Here is a 13,384-nt window from a genome sequence, read left to right on the forward strand (position 1 = left end):
CGACCGCTGCCCGAACCCGAACGCGGAGGTACCCCGATGCCCGCATCCAGGACCGACTCCCGTAGTTTTCGCACGACGCACCGGCCCGTCAGCCGCCCTCCCGGCTCCCGCCTTCCCCGCGCCCTCCTGCTCCTCCTCCTGCTGACCGGCGCGAGCGTCGCCGGACCGGCCGCCCCCGCCGAAGCCGCCTCGTCCTACGGCGCCCGGGCCGTGGCCGTGGCGGCGTCCAAGGAGGGCGCCCCGTACGCGCACGGTGCGAGCGGCCCCGCGCGCTTCGACTGCTCCGGCCTGACGCTCTACTCCTTCCGTCAGGCCGGCCGCGACCTGCCCCGCACCGCCGAGCAGCAGTACGAGGACACCGACCACATCCCACGGGACAAACGGGCCCCGGGCGACCTGGTCTTCTTCCCCGACGGTTCGACCATGGGGCACGTCGGCATCTACGCCGGTGACGACAAGATCTGGCACGCCCCCCGGCCCGGCACCCGTGTCCGGCTCGAACGGATCTGGAGCGGCAACGTCCGTTACGGCCGCGCCTCGTGATCCCACCGCCGGGCGGCGGCCCCGGTCCGCCGCCCGGCGCCCCGCTACCTCCCCGCGGGGTCGAAGCCCGCGGGGACCTCGTAGATCCTGCCGTCGACGCCCGCCCGGTAGAGCCGGCCCGCCGAGAAGCCCCGGTCACCGTGTCCGTAGGTGACCTGGGTGGACAGGTGCAGCCCCGTTTCCACGGCGCACAGGCTCCCCGACTCGGCCCGCCAGACCTGCCCCGAGGCGTGGGTGGCGATCAGCGGGCGTCCGAGCCCGTCGAGCGTGAGCCCGTCGGGCAGGGCCAGGGCGTCCCGGGGCGCGGCCGGGATCCACCGCACCGGGTGCGCCGGATCCGCGACCGGGATCCGGTACAGGCCGGGAGCCACCGTGGTCTGCACGACGTAGACCTCGGAGCCGTCCGGCGACACGGCGATCCCGTTGGGCTCCCCCAGCCGGGCCCAGGCGGGGTCGACCCGCCCGTCCGGGGTGACGCGGCCGATGGTCCGCCCGCCCAGGGTGGTCGTGTAGACCGTGCCGTCGGGGGCGAGCGCGACGCCGTCGATGCCGCCGAGCCCGGAGGCGTACGTACGGACCCGGCCGGAATCGGGGTCGACCAGCAGCAGCTCCGACACCGGGAACAGGCCGCCGGTCAGGGAGTGCGCGAGGTCGTTCCCGGTGCCGGCCAGGAGCGTGCCGTCCCCGCGCACGACGATCCCGCCGTTGGCGCCCACGCCGCCGGTGAGGGCGACGGGGTCGGCGCCGGGGGCGTCGATCCGGTAGATCCGGCCGGTGTAGTACGCCGTCACGAACATCCGGCCCCGCCGGTCGACGGCGATCGACTCGGCCCAGTCCGGGATCCGGGCCACCTCCACGGGCGCGCCCGCGGCGGTGTCCGCGCAGGCCGGAGCCGCCTGAGCGGCGCCCGGCGCGCACACCGTCGCCACCACCGCCGCCAGGACGGCGGCCACCACCACGGCCCCGCGCGGCCCGCGCGGGGCGCTGCGGAACTTCCGGGTCTGCTTCATCGGTCCCCCTCCGTGATCGGGCCCTGTGCCCGGCGCAGTATCGGCCTGCCGGCCCGGCCCGGGCCACCCCCGCGGCCCGCCGTGCGCGGACCGGCCACGGATACGGCCGGAAGCGGCCCCGCGAGCCCCTGCCGCAGGCCACCGCCACCGTGGCGGGGGAGCCGGAAGGCGGCTCCCGGGCCCCCGGGGGTGATGAATCCGCGCCCGCCGGGGCAGGCGCCGGGCATGACACCAGCACATGCCGCCGCACTGAAACTCGTACGCCGCCACCGGGAGCCGGCCGTCGTCCAGGCACTGCGCTCGACCGCCGCGGCCGTCGTCTCCTACGTGGTGGCGCTCCGGCTCAGCAGCGAGCCGGCGCCGCTCACCGCGCCGCTGACCGCGCTGCTCGTCGTCCAGGTGACGCTGTACTCCACGCTCACGACCGGTGTCCGGCGCGTGAACGCCGTCGTCGCCGGGGTGCTGATCGCGATCGGATTCAGCGCCCTGGTCGGGCTGACCTGGTGGAGCCTGGGCCTGATCATCCTGGCCTCCCTCGTGGTGGGGCGGCTGGTGCGGGCGGGCGAGTTCGTTCCCGAGGTGGCGATCAGCGCCATGCTCGTCCTCGGCGTGACCCAGGTGGCGGACACCGCCTGGGACCGGGTCCTCGAAACGCTGATCGGCGCGGCCGTCGGCCTCGCCTTCAACCTGCTGCTGGCCCCGCCGGTCTGGATCGGGCCCGCCGGCGACTCCCTCACCGACCTCGCCTCCCGCATGAGCACCCTGCTGCTGCACATCGGCGGCGAGGCCGGCGGGCCGACCACCGTCGAGCAGGCCGCGGCCCGGCTGCACGAGGCGCGGCGGCTCGACAACGACATCGCGGACGTCGACGCCGCACTGCGGCAGGCCGAGGACAGCCTGCGGCTGAACCCCAGGGTCCGCGAGGGCCTGCTCTTCCGGCTCGTGCTGCGCACCGGTCTGGACACCCTGGAGATCTGCGCGGTGGTGCTGCGCGTCTCCTGCCGCACGCTCACCGACCTGGCCAAGACCCGGCGCGGCGACGAGCAGCCCTTTCCGCCCCCGGTCGCCGACGCCCTGCGCGAGCTGTACGGACACACCGCCGCGGCCGTGGAGGCCTTCGCCCGTCTGATCACGGCGCAGGTCAGCTCGAACGCGGAGGAGGCCGAGGCCCTGCTGATCCGGGAGCTCGACACCGCCCGGCAGAGCCGCGACCGGCTGGCGGCGCTGCTGCCCGGCGAGATCACCCGTCATCCCGGGAAGTGGCAGCTGTACGGGGCGTTGCTGGCGGAGGCCGACCGGGTGCTGGACGAGCTCAGCGTCGACAAGCGTTCGGAGCGGCTGCTGGAGGAGCTGGACCGGCACGCGCGCGCCCGGCGCGAGCGCCATCCGTGGCTGCGCCGCGCGGCCCGGCTGCGGCGCCGCGCCCCCCGCGGCCGGTCCGGCGGGGACGCGGAGCGCGCAGCGCGGCGGGAGCGGGAGAGCGTCTGACGAAGCCCCCCGGCCCGGGCCGGGCCGCTGTGTCAGCCGGGAATCAGGCGGGGATCAGCACCAGCGGACGACGGTGTAGTTGTGTACGTAGCGCGCCGACACCCAGCCGGGACGGCCGGACAGCCGGTACCAGATGTCGTTGCCCTCCACCCACACGGACTCGGTCTGGCAGGCCAGCTTGACCTTCTGCCACGGGTCGAGCGTCCCGACCACCTTGGCGCCGGTGTTGGCGTGCGCGCGGACCTTGAGCCCCGTGTGGCTCACGACCAGGCCGTCGGCGGGCGTGGACGTCGCCAGCGCGGTCCCCGCGAAGAGCGCGACCGCGGCGACGGCCGCCGATCCCGACCACGCGATCCTCCTGAGCATGCGCATCTGCCTCTCCCCATCTCCGCGGCCACCGCGGCGCGTGTTCCGGGCGCCGGACACGGCGCCGACAACGACCCTGCGCCGCCCGCGCCCGTTCGGCCGTTCGGCACACCGCACGGTCGCCCGATCGGCGGACGTCCGGAGCCGGTGATATGAGTGGAGGATGGACGCGCCCGCCTCCCCCGACGAGCGGTCCCGGCACGGCCGGGCGCAGCGCAAGCGGCTGCCCCGTTCGGCCCACGCCCGTACGCCGGCGCCGGACGCGCGGGCCGACCCGCTCGCGGTCCTGGCGGCGCAGGGCGCGGGCAGGGTGGCGGAGCTGCTGCCCCTGCGGTACGCCCGGATGGCCGCGGGACCCTTTCCGTTCCTGCGCGGTGCGGCTGCCGTGATGGCCGCCGACCTGGGGGCGGACGAGCACACCGGACTGGAGGTACAGCTGTGCGGGGACGCCCACCTGCTGAACTTCGGGCTGTTCGCCTCGCCGGAACGCTCCCTGCTGTTCGATCTGAACGACTTCGACGAGACGCTGCCCGGCCCCTTCGAGTGGGACGTCAAACGGCTGGCGGCGAGCGTGGCCGTCGCCGCCCGGGCCAACGGCCACGGTGACGCGGACGCCCTGCGGGCCGCGGAGGCGGCCGCGGCCGCCTACCGGCGGACGCTGCGCAGGCTGGCCGGACTGGGCGAACTCGCCGTCTGGTACGAGCGGGTGGACAGCGCGGAGGTGCTGCCGCTGGTGCGGCGCCGCAACCGCGAGCGGGTCGCGGCCGCCCTGGAGCGGGCCCGGCGGCGGACCAGTCTGCAGGCGCTGGGGAAGCTGGCGGAGGTGGTGGACGGCCGGCTGCGGATCCGCCGCGATCCGCCGCTGCTGGAGCCGGTCGGGGAGCTGGACGCCACGACGGTGCGGCAGGTGTTCGCCGACTACCGGGACTCCCTCCCGGAGGAGCGGCGCCGGCTGATGGACCGGTTCCAGGTGGTGGACGTGGCCCGCAAGGTGGTGGGCGTCGGCAGTGTGGGAACGCGTTGCTTCGTGGTGCTGCTGACCGGGCGGGACGCGGGCGACCCGCTGTTCCTCCAGATCAAGGAGGCCGGAGCGGCGGTGCTGGAGCCGTACGCGGGGGCGTCCCGGCACCGGCACGCCGGGCACCGGGTGGTGGCCGGGCAGCGGCTGCTCCAGGCGACGGGCGACATCTTCCTCGGCTGGGCCACCGGCCCGGGAGGCCGGCAGTTCTACTGGCGGCAGCTGCGCGACATGAAGGGCTCCGCCGATGTCACCGGCATGGATCCGGGGCTGCTGGAGGAGTACGCGCGCCTGTGCGGCCGGACCCTGGCCCGCGCGCACGCCCGGACCGGCGACCGGATCGCCATCGCCGGCTACCTGGGTGCCGGGGACTCCTTCGACCGGGCCGTGGGCCGGTTCGCGCTGGGCTACGCGGACCTCACCCTCGCCGACCACGCCGCGCTGACGGCGGCCCTGACCGACAGCCCGGTGCCCGCGCACGGAGCCCGGCGGTCCCGCTGACGTTTGCGCGGGCGGATCCCGGTCAGACGAGGGGCATACGTTGTCCCCGTCCGCAGGGAGTGATCAGCCGTGGCGAAGAACGAGAAGGGCAAGGCCAAGGCCGAGCAGGCCAAGGGCAAGCTCAAGGAGACGGCCGGCCGCGCCGTGGGCAACGAGCGCCTGACGGCCGAGGGCCGCGCCGAGCAGGCCAAGGGCGACGCCCGCCAGGCCAAGGAGAAGATGAAGGACATCTTCAAGCACTGATGCCGATGTCCCGGCCCTGGTCCGGGCACCGCGCCGTGGTCCCGCCGCCGCAGGGTGGCGGGGCCACGGCGCGCGTGCGAGCGGGCGCCTCTCCCCCGGTCGACACGCCGTGACGGCCGGGGGAGAGTGGAAGGGGCGGGCACCGCGGATGCGGCCCGCTCTTCCTCCCCCTCGACATCCGACGGGAGCACCCTCATGTACCGACGCACCCGACGCGCCGTGGTCACGTCCCTGCTCGTCTCCTCGGTCGCCTGCGGTGGCACCGTCGTCCTCGCGCCCGCCGCCGGCGCGGCGGTGCCGGCCGCCAGCTGTACGGTCACGCCCGGACCGAACGACACGTACGTGACGATCACCGGTGAGGGTTTCACGGCACCCCGCAAGCTCAACGACGGCGAATCCACCGTGGACCTGGCGATCGGCCCGGACGGGACCTTCCGGGTCCAGCGCTTCCAGAAGAACGTCGACTACACGGTCCTCGCGGCCAACGAGGACCAGAACTTCATCTTCGTGAACTGCAAGAAGGTCGGCACGGCGGCCACGCCGAAGCCGCAGAACCCGCAGAACACCACTCCGGTCCAGCCCGGATCGCGGCGCGACGTCGCCCAGGGCCGTGCGGCCGGCACCCAGGCGGGCGCCGCCGCGGCGGCCAACAGCTGCACGACGAAGCCGGTCGCGGACAAGAGCGGCCAGCAGCACAGTGACGCCTACTGGCGGGCCTGGAGCCAGGCGGCCAACCGCTCCTTCAACCGGGTCTGCCACACCGGCGACTGAGCCGCGCCGGTCACGTCCGCGAGGGGTGGAGCACCGCGCGCCGGAAGGCGTCCAGACCGGCGGTGTCCGCCCCTTGCGCCCGCTCCGCGGGGACCCCCGCGGCCAGGACGTACAGGGCCGTCTCGGCGATGCCGTCCACGCCGAGGGCGGCTTCGAGTTCGCTGTCGCGGAAGGCCAGCGTCTGGAAGGGGCCCAGGCCCAGCGCGGTGGCGGTGAGGGCGAAGGTCTGACCGAGGTGTCCGGCGTTCATCAGCATCACCCGGTAGGCGCGCGGCGCCCGGTACTTGCTGCTCATCCGCTCCACCACGGCCGTCACGAACACGGTGACCGCGGCCTCGGCGACGGCCTCCTGGCCGAAGCTGAGGTGCGCCGCCCGCTCCCGGGTGAAGCCGGGGTCCAGCAGCTCCAGCGAGTGTTCGAGGACGTTGTAGTGGTAGAGGCCCGGGGTGATGCCGTCGACCGCGAAGACGCCGATGTACGCCTCCATTTCCTGGCGCGAGCCGCCGGCGGCGCTGGTGCGCTTCATGAGGGCGCCGAAGTCCTGCCCGTCGAGGAACTCGCTGGGGCCGAACACCATCGCGAGCAGTCCCGACAGCACCGGGAGCGGCAGGTCGACCTGCTGGAAGCTGCGGTGCGTGCGGCGCTGGTAGAGGGTGCGGACGAAGCCGGCGTCCACGTCCAGGGGCGCCCGGGGCAGCAGGATCCGGTCGGCGGAGGGGTAGTTCTTGAACAGCGCGGGCCGCTTTCCGGCCCGGAAGTCGTCGTTGACCTCCGAGGATTCGGTGTAGTCGGCGTCCTTGCTGGAGAAGTGCAGGGCGCCCGCCTCCGGCGACCAGGTTTCCCACTGCTCGGCCAGCCGGACGTCGCGTTCGCTCTCCGCTGCGGGGAGCAGGAATCCGAGGGAGTGCAGTTCGGCCACGGCGGCGCGGAAGGATTCCGGGTCGTGGTCCGGGAATTCCCCGACGGCGTCGTCCGCGGTCGTCCAGTCGGTGAAGGCGGCGAGGATGTCGGCCGCCATGGGCGCGAGCGAGACCTCCGTACCGGCGAGGTAGTTCTGGATGACGAACGAGCCGTCACGCCAGTAGCAGAGGAGGTTGTGCGCGCGGCGCAGCAGCATGGGGGCTCCTTGGTGACCGGTGGCCGGTGACCGGGGGCCGGGTGCACCGGCCCCCGCCCGGTCTTCTCGACGTGTCAGCGCTGGTAGTGGATCTTGATGGTGCGGGCCGGGACGGTCTGGGCGGAGAGCTCGATCTTCTTCATGGAATGCTCCTTCTTCTCTTTCGGATTCCGCTCGGGCTTCGGCTCGGGGTTTTCGGGGTTTTCCCTTTCCCTCCGCCGTTCTTGATGACCATGCTGCCGTTGTTGCGGCGGCCGGCCAAGTCACGTGATTCCGGGACCGGTTGCCGGATGAGCCGGGCTCAGACGACGTCGTAGAAATCCCGCCCGTCGAGATAGCGGACGGTGGCGAGGTCGCGCAGCACGCTTTCCAGTACCTCGTGGCGCAGTTCCACGAGCAGCGGGTAGGTGAGGTCGTTGACGGTGGGTACGATCCGGTCGCCGCCGCGCACGAATTCCCGTACGCCGACGAAGCTCTCCAGCTTCTTCAGCTCCTCCAGACGCGGGTAGGACCTGAGGGTGCCTTCGACGGGCGAGATCATCGGCGCTCCGGCGACGAACTGCCCCACCTGGTAGCGCTCCCGGTGGCGGGCCAGGAACCGTTCGGGGCGGACGTACGCGTCGGCCGTCCAGTTCAGCTGGGACTCGCCGGTCGCCGTCCGCGCGTAGTGCGCGGTGCTGCCGCCGCCCATGCGGGCCGCGACCTCGATGACGCACGGTCCGGAAGGGGTCAGCTTGATCTGGACGTGGGCGGGCCCGTGCCGGATGTCCAGGGCGTCCAGTACGCGTTCGCAGTACGCGACGATCAGGTCGGCCCGTTCGCCCTCGTACGGGAGCAGGACCATGCCGTCACAGAGGTCGAGGACGCCGTTGGCGGTGATGTGCGTCGAGGTCCAGATGTCGCACACGTGGTGCTTGCCGTCCCGGCTGACCATGTTGACCGCGAACTCCTGGCCGGCCAGGTACTCCTGGGCGAGGACCCGGTCGTTGGGTTCCGAGAAGAGGTTGTCGGTGCCGACCAGTGACTCGTAGGCGCGCACCGCCTGTTCGGGGGTGTCGCAGTAGTGGATCCCGTCGCTGCCCGCGCTGCTCAGGGGTTTGACCACGACCCTGCCGCCCAGTTCGCGGTGCCAGGCGTCCAGCTGGTCGGAGTCCTCGATCAGGAGCTGGCGGGCTCCGCGCAGACCGGCGGCCTTGATCTTCTCGACCATCACGTACTTGTCGCGGCGGGCGAGGCTGCCCGCGGTGCCGTTCGTCGCCAGCCCCAGCCGTTCGCTCAGCAGGTCCGCGAAGGCGACCCCGTACTCGCTGTCGGGGACGACCGCGACCGGGGCGTAGGGGGCGAGCGCGCGCAGGGTCTCCTCCACGTCGCCGTGGTGGACCACTTCGGCCGCGAAGCCGGTGGGCACGACCGAGGCGTAGAACTCCGGCCGTACGGGAGTGCTCTGTACGTGGACGGACGCGTATCCGCACGCTTCGAAGGCGCCGACCAGACCGCCGGAGCGGCAGGTGGGGCTCGCGTCGACGAGGACGACGTAACCGTTTGTCACCATGGGTTCCCATCTGTGCTGGTGTGGCCGCGCGGCCGGCCGGGACCGGCGGGCGGGGAGGGGACGAGCCAGGCGGCCGCGTGCGCCGCGAGGGTGCCGTCGCCCGCGGGTTCGCTGGAGATCAGGACGGTGTGCCCGGCGGGCAGGGGCTGTGGCCGGGCGGAGAAGTTCACCGCGCAGACGAGCTCGTCGCCGCGCCGGAAGGCGAGCACGTCCTCGGCGGCCTCGATCCAGCGGAAGGCCCCGTCGCGCAGGGAGGCGAGGGAGCGGCGCAGGCCCACGGCCCGGCGGTAGAGCCACAGCGGGGAGCCGGGGTCCGCCTCCTGCGCCTCGACGGTGTACGGGGCCCAGTTCCCGGGCTGCGGGAGCCAGGGCCGCGTGTCCGCGGGGCCGAACCCGTAGGGCGGTTCCTGCCCGGACCAGGGCAGCGGGACGCGGCAGCCGTCCCGGCCGGGGTTCTCGCCGTGCGAGCGGAAGTGGACCGGGTCGCGGCGGGCGTGCGGGGGCAGGTCCTCCACCTCGGGGAGCCCGAGCTCCTCGCCCTGGTAGAGGTAGACGGAGCCGGGCAGGGCCAGGGTGAGCAGGGCCGCCGCGCGGGCGCGCCGGGTCCCGAGGGCGAGGTCCGTGGGGATGCCGGGGGCGACGGTGGCGAAGTCGAAGGAGGTGTCGGCCCTGCCGTACCGGGTGACGGTGCGGGTGACGTCGTGGTTGCACAGCACCCAGCTCGCGGGGGCCCCGGCCCGGTCGGCGGTGGCGAGCGAGGCGTCGATGGTCTCCCGCATCCGGTCCGCTTCCCAGGGGCTGGCGAGGAACGCGAAGTTGAAGGCGGCGTGGAGTTCGTCGGCGCGCAGGTAGCGGGCCAGCCGGGCCCCGTCCCGGATCCAGATCTCGCCGATGAGGACGCGCTCGTCCGGGTAGGAGCGGGCGATCCGGCGCCACGCGCGGTAGATGTCGTGCAGTTCCTCGCGGTCGACGTACGGGTGCGGGGATCCGTCCGCCACCGCGGCGAGGTCGGGCAGGGCCGGGTCCTTGGCCAGCAGGTTCGCGGAATCGACCCTGATCCCGGCGACGCCGCGGTCGAACCAGAAGCGCAGCACCGACTCGAACTCGGCGCGCACGGCGGGGTGGTTCCAGTCGAGGTCCGGCTGGTCGGGGGTGAAGAGGTGCAGGTACCACTCCCCCGGTTTCCCGTCGGCGTCGGTGGTCCTGGTCCAGGCCGGTCCGCCGAACTCGGAACGCCAGTCGTTGGGCGGCAGTGCGCCCGACTCCCCCCGGCCGGGCCGGAAGTGGAACCGGGCGCGCTCCGGGCTGCCCGCGGGGGCCGCGAGGGCGGCCAGGAACCACGGGTGCCGCGCGGACAGGTGGTTGGGGACGATGTCGACGACGACGGCGAGGTCCAGGGCACGGGCCTCGGCGATGAGCCGCTCCGCCCCGTCCAGGGTGCCGAACGCGGGGTCGATGTCCCGGTAGTCGGCGACGTCGTAGCCGCCGTCGGCCATCGGCGAGCGGTACCAGGGGGTGATCCAGAGCGCGTCGACGCCGAGGGCGGCCAGGTGGGGCAGCCGGGCCCGGAGCCCGGCCAGGTCCCCCGTGCCGTCGCCGTCGCCGTCGGCGAAGCTGCGCGGGTAGACCTGGTAGACCACGCCGTGCCGCCACCAGCCGCGCGGGCGCCGTGGCGATCGGGTTGCGTGCACCGTCGTTGTCCTTTGCGCGCCGGGGCCGGATCTGACAGGGCGGGACGTACGGGTCTCAGCCCGCGGAGCGGACCACGCGCGCCGGGTTGCCCACGGCGACGACGCCGGCCGGGAGGTCCTTGGTGACGACGCTGCCGGCCCCGACGACCGTGTCGGGACCGATCGTGACGCCGGGCAGGACGATGACGCCGCCGCCGAGCCAGGCGCCGTCGCCGATCGTGATCGGTTTCGCGCTCTCCCACGCGCCGCGGCGCAACTGCGCGGATTCGGGGTGGTTGGCGGTGTACAGCTGGCAGCGGGGTCCCATGCGGACGTCGGCGCCGATGGTGATCGGCGCGCAGTCGAGGAGGACCGCGTCGAAGTTGATCCGGGAGCGGTCCCCGATCTCGATGAAGAACCCGAACTCGCACAGGAACCGGGGCACCACCCGCACTCCGTTTCCCACGCCGCCCAGCAGGTCCCGCAGGATCTTGTCCCGCTCGGGCTGGGCGGACAGCGCGGTGGCGTTGAAGCGGTCGAGGAGGTCCTCGCAGCGCTTGCGGTAGGGCCGCAGGGCCGGTTCGCCCGCCAGGTAGGGCTCTCCCGCGGCCATGCGGGCCCGCACCGCGCCGATCGTGCCGCCGGAGTCCCCGGAGTGCCCGGTCATCGCGGCTTGACGCCGACGACCATGGACTCCGGGCCCGCCAGGTGCTGGACCCGGGTGTCGGTGAAACCGCAGTCGCGCATCCAGCCGGTGCAGTCGGCGCCCGTGTAGTCGAAGCCCTGCGGGACTTCCATGTGCATGATGAGGCTGAGGATCAGACCGATGGCGTTGTCGCGCCGCTCGTCGTCGATGAGGGTCTCGTAGACCAGGACCGCACCGCCCGGGGGCAGGGCTTCGTAGGCCTTGCGCAGCAGGAGGCGCTTCTCCTCCAGTCCCCAGTTGTGCAGGACGTGCCCGAGGACGATGACGTCCGCGCGGGGCAGGTCGTCCGTGAAGAAGTCGCCCTCCCGGAAGGTCTGCCGGGCGCCGAGCCCGTGGCCCTCGGAATAGGCGAGGAATCCCTCCCGGGTCGGCGCCAGGTCGAAGCCGGTCGCGGTGAGGTGGGGGTGGCGCAGCAGGACCCGGGTGGACAGGGCTCCTTCCGCGCAGCCGATGTCGGCCAGCGAGCGGTACCGCTCCCACGGGAAGGACTCCGCTATGGCGCGTGCGGAGTCGATGCTCAGGGCCGTCATGTCGCGCTGGAAGGAGCGTACGGAGCCGGACGCGTAGAGGGAGGCGTAGTAGTCCCGGCCGGTGGTGGCTCCACCGAGGGCTTCGCCCGAGCGCAGGACGCGGGTGAGGTCGTCGGCCATGCCGGGGCTGCGCGCGAGGAAGCTGGCGCCGAGGTAGGCCTGTTGTCTCGCGGGGTCGAGGTATTCCGTGGAGGCCGGGGAGTTCGTGTAGTTCCCCGCCCGCTTCTCCAGGAGGCCGAGGGCCACCAGCGCGTCGAAGAAGTCGTCCGCGACGCGGCCGTGGACTCCGGCGCGGCCGGCCAGTTCCGCCGCTCCCAGGGGGCCGTCGGCGAGTTCGGTGAAGACTCCGAGCTCCAGTGCGCTCAGCATGGTCTTCGTTTTCCAGTGCGCCCACATCAGATCGACGACCGGTTGTGCGGAAGTCATGCCCGGAACCTCCCTCGTGCTCGGAAAACCTCGTGTGCCGCCGATCGGGGGCCGGGTGCCCCGGCCCCCGATCGCGGTCACCGGCGGATCAGCGCTGGTAGTGGATCTTGATGGTGCGGGCCTGGACGGTCTTGGCGGCGAGCTCGATCTTCTTCATGGGAATCTCCTTCGTCATGTGGGATGAGGATGGTCGTGCCGTCCGCGGCTTCCGGATTTTCGCTTTCCGTTCGCTGCTGACAGGTATGACTTTGCCGGGGTTCCCTCACGCGGCCAAGTCACGTGATTCCGGGACCGGCAGGGCCGCCGGGGCGGCCGGCTGCGCCGCGCACATGGCCAGGAAGGCCAGCTGGACGCGGGTCGTCGCGCCCGTCTTCCCGCGGATGCGCCGCAGGTAGGTGTCGACGGTGTGGACGCTCAGACCCATGCGGCGGGCGATGGTGCAGTAGGTGTGACCGCCGGCCAGGTGGACGAGGACCTCGCGTTCGCGCCGCGACAGCATGGCGACGGTTTCCTGAATGTTCTCGATCATCACAGAACCTCGGCATTCCTTCACGCGGACAGGGGGGATGGGGATGAGGAAGATGCGGACCGGGGGAATGCGGGCGGGGGTATAACCGGCGGGGGGAATGTCTCCGGTGGGAATGCGGGCCGGGAAAATTCGGGCCGGGGGAATTCGGGCCGGGGGAATGCGGGCGAGGAGGCCGGCCCGGTGAATTCCAGGGCCGACAGGTCCGGCAGGACGTGGTCGGCGCGCCCGTGGTCCAGGCTCCGGGTCAGGGCGGTGGGCACCGCGACGACCGTCATTCCGGCCGCCCGTGCGGCCTCGATCCCGGTGAGCGAGTCCTCGACGGCCAGGCAGCGGCCCGGGGCGGCGGCCAGGGCCGCTGCCGCCCTGAGGTACGCCTCGGGGTCCGGTTTGCGCCGGACGACGTCGTCACCGGTGACGACGGCGTCGAAGTGGCGGCCGAGGCGGTAGTGCCGCAGCCACCGGCGCACCCAGTCGCCGTCCGACGAGGAGGCCACGGCCAGCCGCAGCCCGGCGGCCCGGGCCCGCTCCAGGGCCCCGGGCACGCCCGGCAGCAGCCGGACGTGCTCGGGCGTCATGTAGCGCTCCCACAACGCCTCCAGCCGCGCCCGCAGCAGGGTGTCGTCGGGCTGCGGTCCGCCGCCGCCCAGGTCGCGCATACGGGCGAAGAGCCGCGGGTAGCCGTCGGGGCGCCCGCAGACCTCGCGGGCCCACAGTCCGCGCGGCAGCCGGTGGCCGTGCTCCTCGAACAGGGCGGCGCAGGCGAGGTGGTCGGGGCGGACCGAATCCACCAGGGTGCCGTCGAGGTCGAAGATCACGGCTTCGGGCCGGCCGGCCGCGCCGGGTGCGGTCGCTCTCACGGGGCGTCCACCGCCTTTCGGATACGGGTGGGGGTACGGGTACGGGCGCGCCCACGG

The 13,384-nt window shown here is 73.4% G+C and carries 14 protein-coding genes; 5 read left to right on the forward strand and 9 right to left on the reverse strand.

Annotated features, from left to right (window positions below; all coding sequences use genetic code 11):
- The first annotated feature begins 36 nt into the window (after positions 1–36).
- Positions 37–543 carry a C40 family peptidase gene (locus ACGFXC_RS06110; protein ID WP_393709979.1) on the forward strand — a complete coding sequence of 169 codons (507 nt, stop codon included), beginning with the start codon at positions 37–39 and terminating at the stop codon, positions 541–543.
- Positions 544–587: 44 nt separating this feature from the next.
- Here the strand turns inward: ACGFXC_RS06110 and ACGFXC_RS06115 are convergent, their stop codons facing one another.
- Entirely contained in the window at positions 588–1,553 is a 966-nt protein-coding gene (locus ACGFXC_RS06115) for an SMP-30/gluconolactonase/LRE family protein (RefSeq protein ID WP_393709981.1), read from the reverse strand.
- A gap of 225 nt (positions 1,554–1,778) precedes the next feature.
- On the opposite strand from ACGFXC_RS06115, the gene ACGFXC_RS06120 reads away from it, so the two are divergent.
- Positions 1,779–3,041, forward strand: a complete 1,263-nt coding sequence (locus ACGFXC_RS06120; protein WP_393709983.1) for an aromatic acid exporter family protein — start codon at positions 1,779–1,781, stop codon at positions 3,039–3,041.
- Positions 3,042–3,095: 54 nt separating this feature from the next.
- Here the strand turns inward: ACGFXC_RS06120 and ACGFXC_RS06125 are convergent, their stop codons facing one another.
- Entirely contained in the window at positions 3,096–3,413 is a 318-nt protein-coding gene (locus ACGFXC_RS06125) for an SH3 domain-containing protein (protein ID WP_393709985.1), read from the reverse strand.
- A gap of 157 nt (positions 3,414–3,570) precedes the next feature.
- Here ACGFXC_RS06125 and ACGFXC_RS06130 point away from each other — a divergent pair, with 157 nt between their 5' ends.
- From ACGFXC_RS06130 to ACGFXC_RS06140, 3 genes are all read left to right on the forward strand, one after another.
- Positions 3,571–4,926: a DUF2252 domain-containing protein gene (locus ACGFXC_RS06130; protein ID WP_393709987.1), complete on the forward strand. Its 1,356-nt coding sequence runs from the start codon at positions 3,571–3,573 to the stop codon at positions 4,924–4,926.
- Positions 4,927–4,995: 69 nt separating this feature from the next.
- Complete coding sequence (locus ACGFXC_RS06135; RefSeq protein ID WP_351825546.1) at positions 4,996–5,169, forward strand: CsbD family protein; 174 nt, start codon at positions 4,996–4,998, stop codon at positions 5,167–5,169.
- A 195-nt stretch (positions 5,170–5,364) separates the two neighbouring features.
- Positions 5,365–5,940, forward strand: a complete 576-nt coding sequence (locus tag ACGFXC_RS06140; protein WP_393709989.1) for a hypothetical protein — start codon at positions 5,365–5,367, stop codon at positions 5,938–5,940.
- A 10-nt stretch (positions 5,941–5,950) separates the two neighbouring features.
- On the opposite strand, the gene ACGFXC_RS06145 is transcribed toward ACGFXC_RS06140, so the two are convergent.
- The 7 genes from ACGFXC_RS06145 to ACGFXC_RS06175 form a co-directional block, all read right to left on the reverse strand.
- Complete coding sequence (locus ACGFXC_RS06145) at positions 5,951–7,057, reverse strand: SagB family peptide dehydrogenase (RefSeq protein ID WP_393709991.1); 1,107 nt, start codon at positions 7,055–7,057, stop codon at positions 5,951–5,953.
- 301 nt (positions 7,058–7,358) lie between these two features.
- The gene (locus ACGFXC_RS06150) at positions 7,359–8,609 is read right to left on the reverse strand and encodes an ATP-grasp domain-containing protein (RefSeq protein WP_393709993.1); all 1,251 of its coding nucleotides are present in this window, start codon (positions 8,607–8,609) and stop codon (positions 7,359–7,361) included.
- Positions 8,603–10,300, reverse strand: a complete 1,698-nt coding sequence (locus ACGFXC_RS06155; protein WP_393709995.1) for a glycoside hydrolase family 13 protein — start codon at positions 10,298–10,300, stop codon at positions 8,603–8,605. The genes ACGFXC_RS06150 and ACGFXC_RS06155 overlap by 7 nt, the downstream gene beginning before the upstream one ends.
- Positions 10,301–10,355: 55 nt before the next feature.
- A complete protein-coding gene (locus ACGFXC_RS06160; RefSeq protein ID WP_393709997.1) occupies positions 10,356–10,946 on the reverse strand; it encodes a sugar O-acetyltransferase in 591 nt (196 codons plus the stop codon).
- The gene (locus ACGFXC_RS06165) at positions 10,943–11,941 is read right to left on the reverse strand and encodes a methyltransferase (protein WP_393709998.1); all 999 of its coding nucleotides are present in this window, start codon (positions 11,939–11,941) and stop codon (positions 10,943–10,945) included. The genes ACGFXC_RS06160 and ACGFXC_RS06165 overlap by 4 nt, the downstream gene beginning before the upstream one ends.
- 262 nt (positions 11,942–12,203) lie before the next feature.
- The gene (locus ACGFXC_RS06170) at positions 12,204–12,470 is read right to left on the reverse strand and encodes a response regulator transcription factor (RefSeq protein WP_393710000.1); all 267 of its coding nucleotides are present in this window, start codon (positions 12,468–12,470) and stop codon (positions 12,204–12,206) included.
- Between the two features lie 20 nt (positions 12,471–12,490).
- Positions 12,491–13,327, reverse strand: a complete 837-nt coding sequence (locus tag ACGFXC_RS06175; RefSeq protein WP_393710001.1) for an HAD family hydrolase — start codon at positions 13,325–13,327, stop codon at positions 12,491–12,493.
- Positions 13,328–13,384: the final 57 nt, after the last annotated feature.

It is taken from the genome of Streptomyces sp. NPDC048507, assembly GCF_043199995.1.
GTDB lineage: Bacteria > Actinomycetota > Actinomycetes > Streptomycetales > Streptomycetaceae > Streptomyces.